The sequence below is a fragment of the Lentzea aerocolonigenes genome, assembly GCF_000955955.1.
Lineage (GTDB): Bacteria > Actinomycetota > Actinomycetes > Mycobacteriales > Pseudonocardiaceae > Lentzea > Lentzea aerocolonigenes_A.
The window spans coordinates 46,559-64,048 of the sequence record NZ_JYJG01000049.1; the positions used below are offsets into that span (position 1 = coordinate 46,559).

Here is a 17,490-nt window from a genome sequence, read left to right on the forward strand (position 1 = left end):
GTGGCTACCGGATTGCTCACCGTGTGTGCTCAGGCCCTGTGGAGATCCGCAGGCTTGGTGTCGACGACATACCCGAGTGCATGAAGCTCATCACGGACCGGGGTTGGAAGTGGCCGGCGGCGCAGTGGGAGCTGATGCTCGCGCTCGGTCCCGGCCTCGGCGCGTTCGACGGGGGAACGATCTTGGGGACGGCGTTGTCGACGCCCTACCCGGAGGCGCAGTCGATCAGTGGCGTACTGGTCGGTACCTGGGCCGAACGCCGTGGCGTGGGCACCGCGCTGATGTCCAATATATTGGATATTGCCTCGACACCGGTATCCGTGCTGTATGCGACATCCATGGGAGAGCCGCTGTATGCAAAACTCGGCTTTCACCCGGTCGGGGTGACGACTGAATACAGCGGCGTGTACACGGGATCCGCCGCCGGCGTGACCCGGCCGGTCGCGATATCCGATATATCGGCGCTGGCCGCAGTCGACCGCGAGGTCAGCGGCTACACGCGCGACAAGTTCTGGGACTTCGCGCCGTCGCGCTACTCGTTGCGCACCGCGGAGTTCGAGGGCGGGCTCGGCCTGATCGGCTCACGTCAGCTGGCGAACGGTGCCGCGGTCGGCCCGATCATCGCGCCCACGGCGGCCGACGCGTGCGCGCTGATCTCGGACGTGGTGGCGGGCGGTGAGCGGTTCCGCGTCGACACCGACGACGCCGACGTCGGGGCTTTCCTGCTGGCCAACGGTTTCGAGGCGCGCAACGGCTGTGCGCTGATGGTGTACGGGGCGAAGACGCTGCCCGGCGACCGCTCGCGCTACTTCGCCCCGGCGTCTCTGGCGCTGGGCTGATCTCTGGGGGATCCGTGGAACTGCGACGACTGACGAAGGACGACATCACCACGTGCTCCGACCTGGCCGAGAGCCGGTCGTGGCCGCGTGAGGAGAAGAAGTGGGAGTTCCTGCTCGCGCACGGCGAGGGCTGGGGACTGTTCGACTCGGAAGGCCTGGCCGGCACGACGATCGTGACGCACTACCCGGAGCTGTCGTCGGTCAGCATGGTGCTGGTCGCCGAACGCTGCGCGCGCCAGGGCCACGCCCGCCGGCTGGTATCCCATGTACTGGATACCGGTGTCTCGACGTTGTTCGCGACGGACATGGGCCGTCCGTTGTACGAACAGCTGGGCTTCCGCGCTGTCGGCTTCACCGACATCCACGCCGGCACGTTCGCGGGACCGGCCGCTGATATATCGCACATCGCGACCGCCGCCGACCTCGACCACGTCGTCGCACTCGACACCAAGGTCACCGGCATCACCCGGCCGTACCTGTGGGAGTCGTTGCTCGACATGGGAACCATCCGGATCTCGGACCACGGAGTGGTGGGCTCGTGGCAGGTCCGCGACGCGCGCATGCTGATCGGTCCGCTCATCGCGGACACCCCAGCCGACGCGTGCGCGCTCATCGCCGATACCGCGGCCGGTGTTCCGAGCGTGCGCGTCGACGTGCACGACCCGGAGGTGATCGCGTTCGTGCGCGCGCACGGCCTGGAGTCGTGGGGCACGCCCACGTGGATGGTCAGGGGCGCCGAGCAACTGCCCGGCGACCGGGCTCGCTACCACGCTCCTCTGTTGCAGGCCCTCGGCTAGAGGCGCTGTGTTTCAAAGACGCTGGCCGCCGAGCACGTGCAGGTGGGCGTGGAAGACCTCCTGCCCGCTGTCCGGCCCGGTGTTGAACAGCAACCGGTAGCCCGACTCCGCCACGCCTTCGGCCTCGGCGACCTCTTTGGCAGCGGCGAAGAGGTCGCCGAGCTGCTCGCCGTTGAGGTCGACGGCGTTCGGCACGTGCTCGCGCGGAATGAGCAGCACGTGCACCGGCGCCTTGGGGTGGATGTCGCGGAACGCCAGCGTCGTCTTGGTCTCGTGCACGACCGTCGCGGGAATCTCCCCGGCGGCGATCCGGCAGAACAAACAGGACATGCCTGCAAGCTAAGCGAAGAACCGGTCCAGCTGCTCGTCGACGGCCTCGATCATGTCCTCGGCCGTCAGCTCGTCCGGCCCGAGCCCGTGGTGGATGTTGAGCCCGTCGATCAGCACGATGAACCGCCGCGCCGCTTTGATCGGCACCACTCCGTCCCGCAGCTCCCCCGCCTCCTGGGCAGCCGTCAGAACACGCGCGATCTCGCCATAAAGCTCACGAGTACCGTAGCGCTCCAACTCGTGCAGCGACGGCTCGACCATCGCGCGCGGCAGGAATGACAACAACACGGCGGCCTCTACCCGCCGCTCCTCGTCCAACGCCAGCATCTCGTGCGCGAAAGCCCTCAACAGCTCCCGGTGGCCGACGGAGCTGTCGAGCTTTTCCAGCCGCGCGATGAACCGCCGGTACGCGAGCTCCATCGCGAAGCCCAGCAGGGAATCCTGCGTGGGGAAGTAATGGCGCAACGACCCGCTGGACCACCCCGACTCGGCCGCGACGGCGCGCACGGACGCGTGGTCGATCCCGTCCCGCCGCACAATTCGCCACACGGCCTCAGCGAGTTCGCGGCGGCGTTCCTCGTGGTCGACAACCTTCGGCACGGGCTCTTTCTAGCAGCCGCCGGCAAGCCGCCCGACAGCCGCGCGGCACAGCTCCCAGGACTCGGTGCCCGGCGTGATCACGTCCATGTGCCCGGCGCCCTCGACCACAACGAGTTCCGCCTGCGGCTCCACACCACAGAAATCGATGCTCTGCTGCACCGGCACGTCCTCGTCCGCATCACCGTGCACACAAATCACGGGCTTGCCGATGGGCACCAACGCCGTCGGTGAAGCCTCCGCGAACTGCTCCTCGGTGCACAGCTCCAACGCCCGATGCGTGATGTGTTCCGTGAAGTCGAGCACGGCCGCCTGGGCCACAGCTCCGACCACTCGCTCGCTGTGCTTGGCCGCCCACACAGCGAGATGCCCTCCGGCGCTGTGTCCGAGCGTCACCACGGGACCGATGTCGACAGCGTCAATGGCGGCCAACACGTCCTGTCCGGTAACAGGCCACCCACCGTCACCGCCGACGCGCCGATATTCGATGTTCCAGACGGCGAATCCGTCCTTCACAAGCACATCCGCCAGTGGCCGGCCGAGTTCCAGACCGTATCGCTGGTGCCAGAAACCACCGTGGATGACGACAACAGCACCCTGAGCAACACCGTCAGGAAGATAAAGCTCCCCGAACTGACTGGCATGCTCACCGTAAGCAATCCGCTGCACACGCAGAACCTACGCCAGACCATAAAGGCAAGAAACCACAAACACATGATGGGCCGCCGAAGCCGAAGGCGAGGCGGCCGGGGGTCCGGGGGCGGAGCCCGCCGGCTGGGGGTTTGGGGGCTCGGCCCCCAAAAGACACGCTTTTGGTTCAGGCAGCGAAGACGCGTCAGCGTCGAGCAGCCTGAACCAAACCAAAAGGGGCGCCTCGCGGTCCGAAGCCTGGGGGTCGCTTCGCCGCGAGGCGCCGACGCCGGACCGAGGGGGGAGGTGTCCGGCGAGTCTTTTGGTCAGAAGGGCCTAATCGTCTACTCCGTTTCCGGATAGACCAATCAACCCCTCTGCAGCCAAGGGTAACCCCATCGGCCTGCGATTCGCTACAACTTCCGTCAAGCCAATCCATCCGACGTTCACCTTGGGAGTGAACTGGGTCACCAGCGAGAGGTGAGTACCCCGAGCGCACCAAGAGCAACCGCGGCAGCGGTAGAAGCACGCAACACGGTTGGGCCCAACCGGACGATCCGCGCACCCGAAGATCGCAGAGCTTCCAGTTCCTCAGGCGTGATCCCACCCTCGGGACCGACGACGAGCAGCACGTCTCCGGAAGCGGGCAGCGGAACATCCGCCAGCCGGTCGGTCGCGCTCTCATGCAACACGAGGGTCAGCGCGGCGGACGACACGCGATGAGAAAGCTGTGCCGTGCTCACGGGTTCGTCGACGAAAGGCACCCGCGAACGGCGGGCCTGCTTCGCCGCCTCGCGAACCGTGGAACGCCAGCGCCCCAACGCTTTCGCGCCGCGCGGGCCGTCCTCCCACTTCGTGATGCACCGGGAGGCACGCCACGGCACCACTCCGTCCACGCCGGCTTCGGTGGCCAGTTCGACGGCGAGCTCGCCGCGGTCGCCCTTCACCAACGCCTGCGCCAGCACCACGCGCGGAGAGGCAGGAGGCTCCTCCGTGCGCTCAAGAACCTTCAACGACAAGGCATCCCGCTCGACAGCCACGACCGAGCAGCGCGCCAGCACACCAGAACCGTCGGACAGCACGAGTTCCTCACCGACACGCAACCGTCGAACCGTCGCGGCGTGACGACCCTCGGGGCCGTCGAGCACGAACTCCGGGCCCGACGGCAACGCGTCGACGAGAAAGACCGGCAGCGTCACCGCTGGCCGCGCGAGGCACGCAGGCGGGAGAACAGGCCGCCGCCGCCCTTGCCGTTGTGGGACAACGAAGGCTCGCTCTCGCCGCGCATCTCGGCCAGGTCGCGCAGCAACGCGGACTGCGCGGCGTCGAGCTTCGTGGGCACGACGACCTCGAGGTGCACGTGCAGGTCGCCACGGCCGTCGACGCGCCCGGTCGAGCGCAGCTTCGGCATGCCGCGGCCGGTCAGCACGAGCTGCGTGTTCGGCTGCGTGCCGGGGTCGATCTCGAGCTCTTCCTCGCCGTCCAGCGTCTTCAGCGGCAGCGTGGCACCGAGAGCAGCCGTCGTCATCGGGATCTGCACGACGCAGTGCAGGTCGGCGCCGTCGCGTTCGAAGATCTCGTGCGGGTGCTCCTCGACCTCGACGTAGAGGTCACCGGCCGGGCCACCACCGGGGCCGACCTCGCCCTGGCCCGCGAGGCGCACGCGCATGCCCTCGGCGACACCGGCGGGGATGTTCACGGAGATCGTGCGGCGCGAGCGCACGCGGCCGTCGCCCGCGCACTGCTGGCACGGGTCGGGGATGACCTCGCCGAAGCCGCGGCACACCGGGCACGGGCGCGACGTCACGACCTGGCCGAGGAACGAGCGCTGCACGGACTGGACCTCGCCGCGGCCGTTGCAGGTGTCGCACTGGACCGGCTTGGAGTTGCTGTTGGTGCCCGCGCCGTGGCAGCGGTCGCAGAGGATCGCGGTGTCGACGGTCAGCTCACGGGTGGCGCCCGCCGCGCACTCCTCCAGCGTCATGTCGAGCCGGATCAACGCGTCGGAGCCCGGCTGCACCCGGCTGCGCGGACCGCGGCCGCCGCCGGCCGAGGCGCCGAAGAAGGCGTCCATGATGTCGCCGAGACCGAAGCCCGCGAACGGGTCACCGCCCGCGCGTCCACCGCCGGCCGAGTCGAGCGGGTCGCCGCCCAGGTCGACGACGCGGCGCTTCTCGGGGTTCGACAACACCTCGTAGGCGGCCGTCACCTCCTTGAAGCGGGCCTCCTCGTTGGGATTGACGTCCGGGTGCAGCTGCCTGGCGAGCTTGCGGTAGGCGCGCTTGATCTCATCCTGTGTCGCGTTCTGCGAGACACCGAGGATGCCGTAGTAATCCCTGGCCACCTTGTTCGCTTTCGTGTTCATCTTTCAGAGCAAGAAGTTCTCGTGGGTTTTCCGTTGTTCAGCGGCCGGTGAGGATCTCACCGACGTAGTTGGCAACCGCGCGGACGGCCGCCATTGTTCCGGGGTAGTCCATGCGCGTCGGTCCGACGACGCCGAGGCCGCCCAGCGGATTGTCGCGGCTGCCGTAGCCGATGGACACCACCGAAGTGCTGCGCATCTCAGCGGCCTCGTTCTCCTCGCCGATGCGCACCAGCACGCGACCGGGGTCGCGGGAGGCGGCGAGCAGCTTGAGCACGATCACCTGTTCCTCGAGCGCTTCCAGCACCTGCCGGAGCGAGCCGGGGAAGTCGGCGACGTTGCGGGTGAGGTTCGCGGTGCCGCCGAGCACGAGCCGTTCCTCCGGGTGCTCGACGAGCGTCTCGATCAGCACCGTCGCGACCCGCAGCATCGGATCGCGCAGGTCCTGCCGCACCTCGTCCGGCAGTTCGGCGACCCGCACCGAGGCGTCGGTCAGGCGCTGGCCGGACATCGCCTGGTTCAGCATGCCGCGCAGGTGCGCGGTGTCCTCTTCGCTGATCACGTCGCCCAGCTCGACGATGCGCTGGTCGACCCGGCCGGTGTCGGTGATCAGCACGAGCATCAGCCGGGACGGCGTGATCGGCAGCACTTCCAGGTGACGGACGGCCGCGCGGGACAGCGTCGGCACCTGGATCACCGCGACCTGCCGGGTGAGCTGCGCGAGCAACCGGACGCTGCGGCGCATCACGTCGTCGAGGTCGAGAGCCCCGTCGAGGAAACTCCGGATGGCCCGCTTCTCGGCCGTCGAGAGCGGCTTGATCTCGCTCAGCTTGTCGACGAACAGCCGGTAGCCCTTGTCCGTCGGCACGCGACCGGCACTGGTGTGCGGCTGGGCGATGTAGCCCTCGTCCTCCAGAGCGGCCATGTCGTTGCGCACGGTCGCGCTCGACACACCCAGGTTGTGCCGCTCCACCAGGGCTTTCGACCCGACGGGCTCCTGGTTGGACACGTAGTCGGCGACGATGGCCCGCAAGACCTCGAACCGACGTTCATCGGCGTTCACCGCTGCTCACCTCCGTGTCCACTCACCCCGAGTTTACCCAGGCGGTTTCCTGCCCGGTGCCCGCTCCAGCGTGATGCGACCGGCTGGTCAGCCGTTCCCAGTTGCCCGACCCGATGGCGGCCTTCTCCTCCTCGGTGAACGGGGCGTTCTCGAGGAACGACCGAGCTGTGCCGCCGCTGGTGTCCAGGTAGGGGAACCCGCCCGGCCTGGTGCCGAACGTGTACGGGTAGTCGGTCGAGTAGAGCATCCGGCCGGTCCCGACGACCTCGGCGGTCCACCTCAGGTAGCGCTCGCTGACCGTGCCGCTGCCCGCGATCCAGAAGTTCTGCCGGAAGTAGTCGGCCAGCGGACGGTCGAGGCCCGCCAGCTCCCGCAGGTAGCCGACGTGGTCGAGGTAGAAGAGGACGACCTCGCCCCAGTGCCCGGCGATCACCTGCAAGTCCGGATGCCGGTCGAACACACCGGAGAAGATCATCCGCAGGTACTGCACGCCGAGGTCGTAGTACCACCCGATTCCCGCGGTCGCCAGCACCGGCCCGATCCCGTTGGGCAGCCCAGAGTAGTACGCCTGTTGAACGGCCTCCACCGGGCCTGCGGGTGGAAGTGCAACGGGACGCGGAGCCGTTCGGCGGTGGCGTAGAGGTCGTCGAACTCGGGTGCGTCGGCCGTCTTGTCCCCGGTCCGGCCGTACAGCATCGCCCCGGGGAAACCGAGCTGCGTGACCGCTCGCTCCAGTTCGGCCGCGGCGTTCTCCGGCGACGACGTCGGGATGACGGCGAGCGCCTGGAACCGGTCGGGACGCGCCGCGACGATCTCGGCGAGCGCGTCGTTGGCCTCCCGCGCGACGCTCACGGCGTCGGCGGCCGGGAGGTTCTGCACGCCGGGCGTCGCCAGTGACAGCACCGCGACGTCGATGCCCTGGTCGTCCATGTCGGCGAGCCGCTGGTCACCGACGTCGCGCAACCGCCGCATGACCGGGTGGTCCTCGCCGTACGGCTGCCGCGCGCCCACCTTCGCCCACGCCTCCCGCACGACCGGCAGGACCACGTGCTCTTCCAGACCGACGATGCGCAGCTTTTCGCCCATGTCCCCCACCCCTTGTTTCCAGCGCTAACACTTCCGACGTTAGCACTGGAAACAAGCTGGAATGTAAACAACGCAGAACCCACCGGTTCCCTTGCCCTGCCAGTCAGCCGAACCGTTGGCTGAAGGCGCCGTCGCCCCGGTCCAGTGAGGGGTGCGCATGCGCAAGCTCTGGTGTCTGCTCCTGGCGGTGACGCTGCTCGCGCCACCTGGCGTCGCGGCGGCGCACGACTCGATCCACAACTCGATCCGGGGCTGGACGATCCTGTCCGACAGCGACACGGGCGCCGACCAGGTGATCGGCGCCGCGCGGAAGTATCAGGTCAACCACCTGCAGCTGTCCCACGAGGTCGTGATGGACCTGCAGGACGTCCGCGACCCGCGCAGACAGGCGCAGGTGAACCGGCTGACCGACCTGGCCCACGCCTCGGGCGTGCAGGAGGTCGCGGCCTGGGACCACGCCCTCTACAACCTCACCTACTACCCGGCCGAGTTCCGCACCGGCCCCGGCGGCACCATCGACCTCGACAACCCGGCGTTCTGGGACTGGTTCCGCGGCGACTACCGCGCAATGCTCGACCTGGTGCCACGGGTGAACTCGATCATCCTGACGTTCGTCGAGACCGGTGCCCGCGTCGAGAACCAGTACTCGGCCAAGTTGCAGACCGCCGAGGAGAAGCTCGCCTACCTCGTCGACCAGATCGCCTCGGTGATCGACGAACGCGGCATGCTGCTGTACCTGCGGACGTTCGGCTACTACCCCGCCGAGATGGACCGCACGATCGGCGCGATCGACCGCGTGCACAACCAGCGCGTCCGCGTGATGGCCAAGGCCCAGCCGCACGACTTCTTCCTCACGCACCCGATCGACGTCACGGTCCCGAAGATCAAGCGCCCGGTGCTGATCGAGTACGACACCACCGGCGAGTACAACGGCCAGGGCAAGATCGCCAACGCGTTCGTCGCCGAGCACGCTGATCGGTTGAGGCACTACCGCAAGCTCCCCAACGTGATCGGCTACGTCGCCCGCACCGACCGCTACGACGAGTCGCGCATTGTGGGCACTCCCACCGAGATCAACCTGTTCGCCTTGAAGCGAGCCTCGGAAGGCGCCTCGAACTCGCAGATCTACCTGGAGTTCGCCGCCCGCAAGTACGGCGTGCTCGCGGCACCTCACGTCGCACGGGCGTTGGCGCGGTCGCCGGAGATCATCACCTCCGCGCTCTACACGCTGGGCAGCAACACCGCGAACCACTCGCGCCTTGACTACGACCCGTACTGCTCGAGCTACCACCGCAGCGTGTCCGGCAAGTGGATCGACCCGCCCATCGCGAACGTGCGGCACGGCGTGAACAAGTCCTTCCACTACTGGATCGACGTCGCGAACCACCTCTCCCCGCCGCACTGCAAGACGGACGGCATCCTGCGGCGCGAGGCCGGTTACGTGCTCGACCGCGGCTGGGTGACGCCCGGCAACCTGATGACGCCGGAGTACCTCTCGTATCTCAACATCGAGAAGAACTACGGTGTCCAGCTGGCCGAGGCCTCGTCGCGCGACCTCGAGCACGTCCGGAAGCTGCTGCGCCCCAACGACTATGCGCAACTGAAGGCCTACTTCGAACGCACGGTCATGACAGCGAGGCTGCACAGGTCTGTCGCCAAGGCCTACTTCGGCTACCGGATCTACGTGCAGCAGCCGTCGGGCGCGCTCGCACAGTCCATTTGGGACGGTCTCGACGAGGCGCAGGCCGTTGCCGCCCAGGTGCGCGCGTACCCGGCACCACCGACCGGGGAGTGGAACTGGGTGATCGACGCGGCCCAGGCCGACCTGTACCTCAAGCGGATCTCCGAGGGCTGGGACCGCTATTCCAACATCAAGGTTCCACGTCCCTGACCTGCGCCGAACCCGGACGGCCCTGTTTTTGTCGGTGGTGCTCGCTAGGGTCCAAACCATCCGGACACGAGGTGGGGACGTGGAGAGCGAGCAGGGCTGGCGGACGAAGGGCGGCCGGACCTTCCACAACGACCCGAGCTGCGACTGGCTGCACAAGGACCAGAACCGGCTCAGGGTCATCGGCAAGGCCACGCACGAGGTCGTCGAGGTCCGATGGGCGGACGTCAGTCCTGGCCAGCTCCAGCCGTGCGACCACTGCTGCGCGCCCGCGTGGCTGGAGCGGCACGGCAGGGAACACCGTGCGGACGAGAAGCCGTGCCTGGTCATGAGCGACGACGAGTGGTGGCGCGGCACGCTGGTCTGGGAGCCGGTCAGGCGCGCGGACGGGTTGTGGTGGGCCACCGTCACGTACGACAAGAAGGGGCAGCACGTCACCGAAGTGCGCAGCCAGCACGACATCCGGGCCCGTTAAGGCAGCAGGCGCCTCACCACGGCGTCAGCCAAGAGCCGGCCTCGGTCGGTCAGCACGCAGCGGTCGTCGAACGGTTCGAGCAGCCCGTCGGCGATCGCCTGCTTCGCCTCCTCACGTCCGGCGCTGTCCAGCACGTCCATCGGCAGGCCCTCGGCGAGACGCAGCTCCAGCAGCACGCGCTCCACTCGCCGGTCCTCGTCCGTCAGCAGCTCGCGCCCCGCCGCGGGTGACTTCCCCTCCGCGAGCAGGGACGAGTAGCGCGCCGGGTGCTTCACGTTCCAGAAGCGGACCCCGCCGACGTGGCTGTGCGCGCCGGGCCCGAAGCCCCACCAGTCGGCGCCCTTCCAGTACAGGACGTTGTGCTGACACCGGGCCTCCACCGACGTGGCCCAGTTCGAGACCTCGTACCAATCGAACCCAGCACCGGAAAGCGTCGAGTCCACCATCTCGTAGGACGACGCGAGCACGTCGTCGTCGGGCATCGGCAGATCCCCGCGACGGATGCGCCGGGCCAACCCGGTCCCGTCCTCCACGATCAACGCATAAGCGGACACGTGGTCAACGCCTGCCTCCAGCACCGCGTCCAGGGAAGCGGCGAGATCCGCGGGCCGCTCCCCCGGCGTGCCGTAGATCAGGTCCAGGTTCACGTGCTCGAACCCGGCCGCACGAGCCTCCCTGGCAGCATCGACCGGACGGCCTGGCGTGTGCTTGCGATCCAGAACAGCCAGCACGTGCCTGGCTGCAGACTGCATACCGAGCGACACCCGTGTGTATCCCGCCGACCGTATGCCGTCGAAGAACGACGCGGACGTCGACTCCGGATTGGATTCCGTGGTCACTTCGGCGCCGGGGGCCAGACCGAACGAACTGCATACAGCATCCAGTACGTCGGCCAGGCCGGAAGCGCCCAGCAGCGAAGGTGTCCCGCCGCCCACGAACACTGTCGACGCGGGCACCGGAGACCCGAGAACGGACGCGGCGAGGTCGAGTTCGCGGCGCAGCCCCTCCAGCCACGACTCGGGCGAGGCGGACGAGCCGAGCTCGCCGGGTGTGTAGGTGTTGAAGTCGCAGTAGCCGCAGCGGGTCGCGCAGAACGGCACGTGCACGTAGATGCCGAACGGGCGCGAGCCGACGCCGGCGAGAGCAGAAGAGGGGAGCGTTCCGTCGGCGGGCGCGGGCTCGCCTTCGGGCAAAGCGGAGGGCATGACGCTCAGTGTCCCCCACACAGCCCGAACGGCGGTGCACAGCCAGGGAATGTGTCTGTCGGTGACAGAAATATTACGGAGCGAAACCAGCCTAGGATGTCAACTTCCCCTCGTCAATCCCAGCATTCGGTTGGCGGTGGACCATGCTCTGGACGCCAGGCACACTGAGGTCATGCATTCGACTGGAGTCCGCCTCGTGGCCCGCCGCCACGTCGACTTCCGTCGTGTCTCCAGCGCGATGTGCCGTCGTTCGGCATAACCCTGCGCTGATTTGTTCCCGTCGGCGCTTGGTGCGCTGACGAGGCCCCCACCACAAGCACCTCTGGGCTCGCATGCGCACGAAGCGCCTCGAAACCCCGGAGGATGGCGATGGTCCCGCCGCAGACGTCACCGCGCGCCAAGCAGCGTCGCGGCGAGGGACAGTGGGCGCTCGGTTACCGAGAGCCGCTGAACCCCAACGAGCGGAGCAAGAAGGACGACAACCCGCTCAACGTCCGCACCCGCATCGAGAACATCTACGCCCACCGCGGTTTCGACTCGATCGACCCGGCCGACCTGCGCGGACGGTTCCGGTGGTACGGCCTCTACACCCAGCGCAAGCCGGGCATCGACGGCGGCCGCACGGCCACGCTCGAGCCGGAGGAGCTGGACGACGAGTTCTTCATGATGCGCGTCCGCAGCGACGGCGGTGCGCTCACCACGCAGCAGCTCAAGGTCCTCGGCGAGATCTCGCAGACCTACGCGCGCGACACCGCCGACATCACCGACCGGCAGAACATCCAGTACCACTGGATCCGGATCGAGGACGTGCCCACGATCTGGCAGAAGCTCGAGGAAGTCGGGCTCACCACGATGGAGGCGTGCGGCGACAGCCCGCGCGTCATCCTCGGTTCGCCGGTCGCGGGCATCTCGCGGGACGAGGTCATCGACGGGCAGCCGGCGATCGACACCATCCTCGAGCGCTACATCGGCGACCCGCGCTTCTCCAACCTGCCGCGCAAGTTCAAGACCGCCATCTCCGGCCTGCAGGACGTCGCGCACGAGATCCACGACGTCGCGTTCGTCGGCGTGCACCACCCCGAGCACGGGCCCGGCTTCGACCTCTGGGTCGGCGGCGGCCTGTCCACGAACCCCATGCTGGGCAAGCGTTTGGGCGCGTGGGTGCCGCTCGACGAGGTGCCCGACGTGTGGGAAGCGGTCATCAGCGTCTTCCGCGACTACGGCTACCGCAGGCTCCGGCACCGCGCGCGCATCAAGTTCCTCGTCGCCGACTGGGGCCCGGAGAAGTTCCGCCAGGTGATGGAGGACGAGTACCTCAAGCGCAAGATGATCGACGGCCCCGCGCCGGAGGTCCTCAAGCAGCAGCTCGACCACATCGGCGTGCACAAGCAGAAGGACGGCAACTTCTACGTCGGCGCCGCGCCGGTCGCCGGTCGCGTCTCCGGCTCGATCCTGGTCGAGGTCGCGAAGATCGCCGAACAGGCAGGCTCCAGCCGTGTCCGGTTCACGCCGCAGCAGAAGATCATCGTGCTGGACGTGCCGGAGCACGAGGTCAAGACGCTCAAGAGCAACCTCGCGAAGCTCGGCCTGCAGGTCGACCCGTCGCCGTGGCGCCGCGGGATCATGGCCTGCACCGGCATCGAGTTCTGCAAGCTCGCCATCGTCGAGACCAAGGCCCGCGCCAACGACCTGGTCGTGCAGCTCGAGGCCAACCTCAAGGACATCGTCGACGGCGTCACCGAGCCGATCACGGTGCACATCAACGGCTGCCCCAACTCCTGCGCCCGCATCCAGACCGCGGACATCGGCCTCAAGGGCCAGATCGTCACGGACGAGGACGGCAACCAGGTCGAGGGCTTCCAGGTGCACCTCGGCGGCGGGCTCGGCCTCGACGCCGGGTTCGGCCGGAAGCTGCGCGGCCACAAGGTCACCGCGAACGAGCTGTCCGAGTACGTCGAGCGGGTCGTGCGGAACTTCGTCGCCCAGCGCGAGGACGACGAGCGCTTCGCCCAGTGGGTCGCCCGCGCGGAAGAGGGTGACCTGAAGTGACCGAACGCGCGACGCCCTTCTACTGCCCCTACTGCGGTGACGAGGACCTTCGCCCGCAGGAGGAACCCGGCTACGCGTGGCTGTGCAGCGGATGCCGCCGCGTCTTCAAGGTCAGTTTCGTGGGGCTCAACCTGCCGCAGGAGGTGAAGAAGTGAGCGATCTCAAGGAAGACCTCAAGATCGTCGCCGAAGCCGCTCAGGAAGAGCTGGCCGGCGCCACCGCGATCGAGGCGCTGGAGTGGACCGCGCGGACGTTCGGCGACAGCTACATCGTCGCCTCCAACATGCAGGACGCCGTGCTGATCGACCTCGCCGCCAAGGTGAAGCCGGACTTCGACGTGCTGTTCCTGCAGACGGGCTACCACTTCCCGGAGACCATCGGCGTGCGTGACGCGGTCGGGGTCGTCTACCCGGACGTGCGGATCGTGAACGCCGAGGCCAAGCAGTCCGTCGCCGACCAGGAGGCCGAGTTCGGCCTGCTGTACCAGTCGGATCCGGCGAGGTGCTGCGAGCTGCGCAAGGTCGTGCCGCTGCGCCGCGAGCTCGCGAAGTACGACGCGTGGGTCACCGGCGTGCGCCGCGTGGACGCGCCCACCCGCGCGAACACGCCGATCGTGCAGTGGGACGAGCGCAACGGCCTGGTGAAGATCAACCCGATCGCGCCGTGGAGCGATGACGAGTTCAACGCCTACATCCGCGAGAAGGGGATCTTGGAGAACTTGCTGGTGCAGGAGGGATATCCCTCCATCGGCTGCCTGCCGTGCACCGCCAAGCCGCTTCCGGGCCAGGACGCCCGCAGCGGTCGATGGGCGGGTCAGGCCAAGACTGAATGTGGGTTGCACGGATGACGCTTGCACTGGACACCTTGGGGCGCCTCGAATCGGAGGCCATCCACATCTTCCGCGAGGTCGCGGGCGAGTTCGACCGGCCGGTGATCCTCTTCTCCGGCGGCAAGGACTCGACGCTGCTGCTGCACCTCGCGATCAAGGCCTTTTACCCGGCGCCGGTGCCGTTCCCGCTGCTGCACGTCGACACCGGGCACAACTTCGACGAGGTCATCGAGTTCCGCGACCGCGTTGTCGCGCAACACGGTCTGCGTCTCGAAGTCGCGAAGGTCCAGGACTGGATCGACGACGGCCGCCTCGAAGAGCGTCCGGACGGCACCCGCAACCCGTTGCAGACCGTGCCGCTGCTGGACTCCATCACGCAGCACAAGTTCGACGCGGTCTTCGGCGGCGGACGCCGGGACGAGGAACGCGCTCGCGCCAAGGAGCGGATCTTCAGCCTGCGCACGGCGTTCGGCCAGTGGGACCCGAAGCGCCAGCGCCCCGAGCTGTGGAACCTCTACAACGGCCGGCACCGCGCCGGTGAGCACGTCCGCGTGTTCCCGCTGTCCAACTGGACCGAGCTCGACGTGTGGAACTACATCGAGCGCGAGGGCATCGAGCTGCCGGACATCTACTACTCGCACCAGCGCGACGTGTTCCTGCGCGACGGCATGTGGCTCGCCGAGGGTCCGTGGGGCACCGCGCGCGAGGGCGAGACGTTGCAGCGCAAGACAGTTCGCTACCGCACGGTCGGCGACGGCTCCTGCACGGGTGCCGTCGAGTCCGACGCCGCCGACATCCACGCGGTGATCGCCGAGGTCGCCGCGTCCCGACTGACCGAGCGCGGCGCCACGCGGGCCGACGACCGGTTGTCCGAGGCCGCCATGGAAGACCGCAAGCGGGAGGGTTACTTCTAAATGAGCGACCTGTTGAGGCTGGCTACCGCAGGCAGCGTGGACGACGGAAAGTCCACGCTCGTCGGCAGGCTGCTCTACGACACCAAGTCCGTGCTCGCGGACACGCTCGACGCCGTGCACCGCGCGAGCGCCGACCGCGGTCTCGCGACGCCGGACCTGTCGCTGCTGGTCGACGGCCTGCGGTCGGAGCGCGAGCAGGGCATCACGATCGACGTGGCGTACCGGTACTTCGCCACGCCCAAGCGATCGTTCGTGCTCGCGGACACCCCCGGCCACGTGCAGTACACCCGCAACACGGTGACCGGCGCGTCCACAGCGCAGCTCGGAGTCCTGCTGGTCGACGCGCGCAAGGGCGTCATCGAGCAGACCCGCCGGCACGCCGCGGTTCTCGCACTGCTGGGCGTGCCTCGCCTCGTGCTGGCGGTCAACAAGATCGACCTCGTGGACTACGACGAGGTGACGTTCTCCCGCATCGCCAAGGAGTTCACCGCGCACGCGACGGCTCTCGGCTACACCGAGGACGCGGTCGTGGAGATCCCGGTGTCGGCGCTGGCGGGCGACAACGTCGTGGAGAAGTCCGCGAACACGCCGTGGTACTCCGGTCCGACCTTGTTGGAGCACCTGGAGAACGTGCCGGTCGAGCCGGACCCGCACGACGCGCCGTTCCGCTTCCCCGTGCAGTACGTGATCCGTCCCCGCACCGCCGAGCACCTCGACTACCGCGGCTACGCCGGTCTGGTCGCCGCGGGCACGGTCAAGCCGGGCGACGAGATCGTCGTGCTGCCGTCGGGCCGCCGCTCGACCGTCACGAAGATCGACACCATGGACGGCGAACTGACCGAAGCCGCCGCGGGACAGTCGGTCACGCTGCTGCTGGCCGACGACATCGACATCTCGCGCGGCGACCTGATCGCGTCCGCGGGCAACGCGCCGACCGTCACCGACGACTTCGAGGCCACGCTGTGCTGGCTCGCGGAGAAGCCGTTGAAGGCCGGCGCGCGCGTCCTCGTCAAGCACGGCACGCGCACCGTGCAGGCGATGGTCACCGAGCTGCGCGACCGCTTCGACGAGCAGAACCTGTCCAGTGTGGACAGCCCGCCCTCGTTGGAGCTGAACGAGATCGGCCGCGTGTCCTTGCGGCTCGCCGAGGAAGTACCGCTGGACGACTACAGCTTCAGCCGGCGCACCGGGTCGTTCCTGGTGATCGACGTGAGCGACGGTTCCACGCTCGCCGCCGGACTGGTCGGGGCTCCGCTGCCGCTGCTTGAGGACGGCGTGGAGAGCTGTACCGGGGGTAGCGCCGCTGCCCCTGACAACCACGCCCTCGTGTCCCCCGGTCCCTGAAAGGCCACCCTGTCGTGAACCTCAAGCCCGCAGTCGCCATCGCACTCATCGCGCTGACAGCACTGTCCGGTTGCAGCCGCCGCGCCACCGACGAACCAGCCGCCGCCCAGTCGAAGGGTGCCGCGACCGAGGTCCGCCTCGGGTACTTCCCGAACGTGACCCACGCCGCCGCGCTGATCGGTGTCGAGAAGGGCTTGTTCGCCAAGGAGCTCGGCAGCACCAAGCTCACGACGCAGACGTTCAACGCGGGTCCGGACGAGGTGAACGCGTTGCTGGGCGAGTCGCTCGACATCGCCTACATCGGGTCCGGCCCGGCGATCAACGCCTACGCGAAGTCCAAGGGCGAGGCCGTGAAGCTCATCTCCGGCGCCACGTCCGGCGGCGCTCAGCTGGTCGTGAAGCCCGAGATCAACTCGGTCGAGGACCTCAAGGGCAAGACCGTCGCCACGCCGCAGCTCGCGAACACGCAGGACGTCGCGCTGAAGAAGTACCTGGCGGGCCAGAACCTCACCGGCCAGGTCACCGTCCAGAACGTCGAGAACGCGCAGACCCTCGACCTGTTCAAGAAGGGCGACATCCAGGGCGCGTGGCTGCCGGAGCCGTGGTCGTCGCGCGTCGTCGCCGAGGCGGGCGCGAAGGTGCTGCTCGACGAGAAGACCCTGTGGGAGGGCGGGCAGTTCCCGACCACGGTGATCATCGTGCGGACGAAGTTCCTGCAGGAGCACCCGGAGACCGTCGAGGCCGTGCTCAAGGGCCACGTCGCCGCCGTCGACTGGGCCAAGGGCAACGCCGACGACGCGAAGAAGACCGTGAACGCCGCGCTGGAGAAGCTCACGTCCAAGAAGCTCGGCGACAAGATCCTCGACGCCGCGTGGCAGAACATCGAGCTCACCACGGACGCGCAGGCGAAGACCTTCCCGCAGCTCGCGAAGGACGCCGTGACCGCGGGTGTGGCCACCGAGGCCGCGAACGTCGCCGGGTACGCCGACTTCACGTTGCTGAACAAGGTTCTTCAGGCACAGGGCAAGCCGCAGGTGCAAGCAGCCGGTCTGGACAAGAAGTAAGTACCGAGGGGACACGGA

Annotated in this window: 19 protein-coding genes; 10 read left to right on the forward strand and 9 right to left on the reverse strand. The window is 68.2% G+C overall.

What is annotated here, in order from left to right; genetic code table 11:
* Positions 1 to 80: 80 nt before the first annotated feature.
* Positions 81 to 839, forward strand: coding sequence for a GNAT family N-acetyltransferase (locus UK23_RS09235; protein WP_196777669.1), 759 nt, complete (start codon positions 81 to 83; stop codon positions 837 to 839).
* Between the two features lie 14 nt (positions 840 to 853).
* Positions 854 to 1,636: a GNAT family N-acetyltransferase gene (locus tag UK23_RS09240; RefSeq protein WP_052684501.1), complete on the forward strand. Its 783-nt coding sequence runs from the start codon at positions 854 to 856 to the stop codon at positions 1,634 to 1,636.
* A gap of 12 nt (positions 1,637 to 1,648) precedes the next feature.
* Here UK23_RS09240 and UK23_RS09245 read toward each other — a convergent pair whose 3' ends face one another.
* From UK23_RS09245 to UK23_RS54535, 8 genes are all read right to left on the reverse strand, one after another.
* Complete coding sequence (locus UK23_RS09245) at positions 1,649 to 1,966, reverse strand: histidine triad nucleotide-binding protein (protein WP_045310985.1); 318 nt, start codon at positions 1,964 to 1,966, stop codon at positions 1,649 to 1,651.
* A 9-nt stretch (positions 1,967 to 1,975) separates the two neighbouring features.
* Positions 1,976 to 2,566 (reverse strand): TetR/AcrR family transcriptional regulator, encoded by a 591-nt coding sequence (locus tag UK23_RS09250; RefSeq protein ID WP_045310986.1) that lies wholly within the window; start codon positions 2,564 to 2,566, stop codon positions 1,976 to 1,978.
* A gap of 9 nt (positions 2,567 to 2,575) precedes the next feature.
* Positions 2,576 to 3,232 (reverse strand): alpha/beta hydrolase family protein, encoded by a 657-nt coding sequence (locus UK23_RS09255; RefSeq protein WP_052684502.1) that lies wholly within the window; start codon positions 3,230 to 3,232, stop codon positions 2,576 to 2,578.
* A gap of 428 nt (positions 3,233 to 3,660) precedes the next feature.
* Positions 3,661 to 4,392, reverse strand: a complete 732-nt coding sequence (locus UK23_RS09260) for a 16S rRNA (uracil(1498)-N(3))-methyltransferase (RefSeq protein ID WP_045310988.1) — start codon at positions 4,390 to 4,392, stop codon at positions 3,661 to 3,663.
* Positions 4,389 to 5,537: a molecular chaperone DnaJ gene (gene dnaJ, locus UK23_RS09265; protein WP_045311037.1), complete on the reverse strand. Its 1,149-nt coding sequence runs from the start codon at positions 5,535 to 5,537 to the stop codon at positions 4,389 to 4,391. The genes UK23_RS09260 and dnaJ overlap by 4 nt, the downstream gene beginning before the upstream one ends.
* A 58-nt stretch (positions 5,538 to 5,595) precedes the next feature.
* On the reverse strand, positions 5,596 to 6,618 hold the full coding sequence (hrcA, locus tag UK23_RS09270; protein WP_045310989.1) for a heat-inducible transcriptional repressor HrcA: 1,023 nt from the start codon (positions 6,616 to 6,618) through the stop codon (positions 5,596 to 5,598).
* 22 nt (positions 6,619 to 6,640) lie between these two features.
* Positions 6,641 to 7,150, reverse strand: a complete 510-nt coding sequence (locus tag UK23_RS54530) for an amidohydrolase family protein (RefSeq protein WP_269112254.1) — start codon at positions 7,148 to 7,150, stop codon at positions 6,641 to 6,643.
* Complete coding sequence (locus tag UK23_RS54535; RefSeq protein WP_269112255.1) at positions 7,090 to 7,704, reverse strand: amidohydrolase family protein; 615 nt, start codon at positions 7,702 to 7,704, stop codon at positions 7,090 to 7,092. The genes UK23_RS54530 and UK23_RS54535 overlap by 61 nt, the downstream gene beginning before the upstream one ends.
* A 157-nt stretch (positions 7,705 to 7,861) precedes the next feature.
* Between UK23_RS54535 and UK23_RS09280 the strand changes: the two genes are divergently transcribed.
* Positions 7,862 to 9,595 (forward strand): hypothetical protein, encoded by a 1,734-nt coding sequence (locus UK23_RS09280; RefSeq protein ID WP_196777670.1) that lies wholly within the window; start codon positions 7,862 to 7,864, stop codon positions 9,593 to 9,595.
* 79 nt (positions 9,596 to 9,674) lie between these two features.
* Positions 9,675 to 10,067: a hypothetical protein gene (locus tag UK23_RS09285; protein WP_045310990.1), complete on the forward strand. Its 393-nt coding sequence runs from the start codon at positions 9,675 to 9,677 to the stop codon at positions 10,065 to 10,067.
* On the opposite strand, the gene hemW is transcribed toward UK23_RS09285, so the two are convergent.
* Positions 10,064 to 11,272: a radical SAM family heme chaperone HemW gene (gene hemW, locus UK23_RS09290; RefSeq protein ID WP_045310991.1), complete on the reverse strand. Its 1,209-nt coding sequence runs from the start codon at positions 11,270 to 11,272 to the stop codon at positions 10,064 to 10,066. The two genes, UK23_RS09285 and hemW, sit on opposite strands and share 4 nt — an antisense overlap.
* Positions 11,273 to 11,641: 369 nt before the next feature.
* Here hemW and UK23_RS09295 point away from each other — a divergent pair, with 369 nt between their 5' ends.
* The 6 genes from UK23_RS09295 to UK23_RS09320 are packed head-to-tail and all read left to right on the forward strand — an operon-like array spanning position 11,642 to position 17,472.
* Positions 11,642 to 13,321: a nitrite/sulfite reductase gene (locus UK23_RS09295; protein WP_045310992.1), complete on the forward strand. Its 1,680-nt coding sequence runs from the start codon at positions 11,642 to 11,644 to the stop codon at positions 13,319 to 13,321.
* Positions 13,318 to 13,476 carry a hypothetical protein gene (locus tag UK23_RS09300; protein ID WP_045310993.1) on the forward strand — a complete coding sequence of 53 codons (159 nt, stop codon included), beginning with the start codon at positions 13,318 to 13,320 and terminating at the stop codon, positions 13,474 to 13,476. The genes UK23_RS09295 and UK23_RS09300 overlap by 4 nt, the downstream gene beginning before the upstream one ends.
* A complete protein-coding gene (locus UK23_RS09305) occupies positions 13,473 to 14,168 on the forward strand; it encodes a phosphoadenylyl-sulfate reductase (RefSeq protein ID WP_045310994.1) in 696 nt (231 codons plus the stop codon). The genes UK23_RS09300 and UK23_RS09305 overlap by 4 nt, the downstream gene beginning before the upstream one ends.
* The gene (gene cysD, locus UK23_RS09310; RefSeq protein WP_196777671.1) at positions 14,165 to 15,064 is read left to right on the forward strand and encodes a sulfate adenylyltransferase subunit CysD; all 900 of its coding nucleotides are present in this window, start codon (positions 14,165 to 14,167) and stop codon (positions 15,062 to 15,064) included. The genes UK23_RS09305 and cysD overlap by 4 nt, the downstream gene beginning before the upstream one ends.
* Positions 15,065 to 16,408: a sulfate adenylyltransferase subunit 1 gene (locus UK23_RS09315; protein WP_045310996.1), complete on the forward strand. Its 1,344-nt coding sequence runs from the start codon at positions 15,065 to 15,067 to the stop codon at positions 16,406 to 16,408. It abuts the gene before it with no gap.
* Positions 16,409 to 16,422: 14 nt separating this feature from the next.
* Positions 16,423 to 17,472 carry an ABC transporter substrate-binding protein gene (locus tag UK23_RS09320; protein WP_045310997.1) on the forward strand — a complete coding sequence of 350 codons (1,050 nt, stop codon included), beginning with the start codon at positions 16,423 to 16,425 and terminating at the stop codon, positions 17,470 to 17,472.
* Positions 17,473 to 17,490 lie beyond the last annotated feature (18 nt).

What these genes read in the sequence shown, in the direction of transcription:
- UK23_RS09235 (WP_196777669.1), top strand. Translation starts at nt 81, where the DNA reads ATGAAGCTCATCACGGACCGGGGTTGGAAGTGGCCGGCGGCGCAGTGG.
- UK23_RS54535 (WP_269112255.1), bottom strand. Translation starts at nt 7,704, where the DNA reads ATGGGCGAAAAGCTGCGCATCGTCGGTCTGGAAGAGCACGTGGTCCTG.
- UK23_RS09295 (WP_045310992.1), top strand. Translation starts at nt 11,642, where the DNA reads ATGGTCCCGCCGCAGACGTCACCGCGCGCCAAGCAGCGTCGCGGCGAG.
- UK23_RS09280 (WP_196777670.1), top strand. Translation starts at nt 7,862, where the DNA reads ATGCGCAAGCTCTGGTGTCTGCTCCTGGCGGTGACGCTGCTCGCGCCA.
- cysD (WP_196777671.1), top strand. Translation starts at nt 14,165, where the DNA reads ATGACGCTTGCACTGGACACCTTGGGGCGCCTCGAATCGGAGGCCATC.
- UK23_RS09315 (WP_045310996.1), top strand. Translation starts at nt 15,065, where the DNA reads ATGAGCGACCTGTTGAGGCTGGCTACCGCAGGCAGCGTGGACGACGGA.
- hemW (WP_045310991.1), bottom strand. Translation starts at nt 11,272, where the DNA reads ATGCCCTCCGCTTTGCCCGAAGGCGAGCCCGCGCCCGCCGACGGAACG.
- UK23_RS09245 (WP_045310985.1), bottom strand. Translation starts at nt 1,966, where the DNA reads ATGTCCTGTTTGTTCTGCCGGATCGCCGCCGGGGAGATTCCCGCGACG.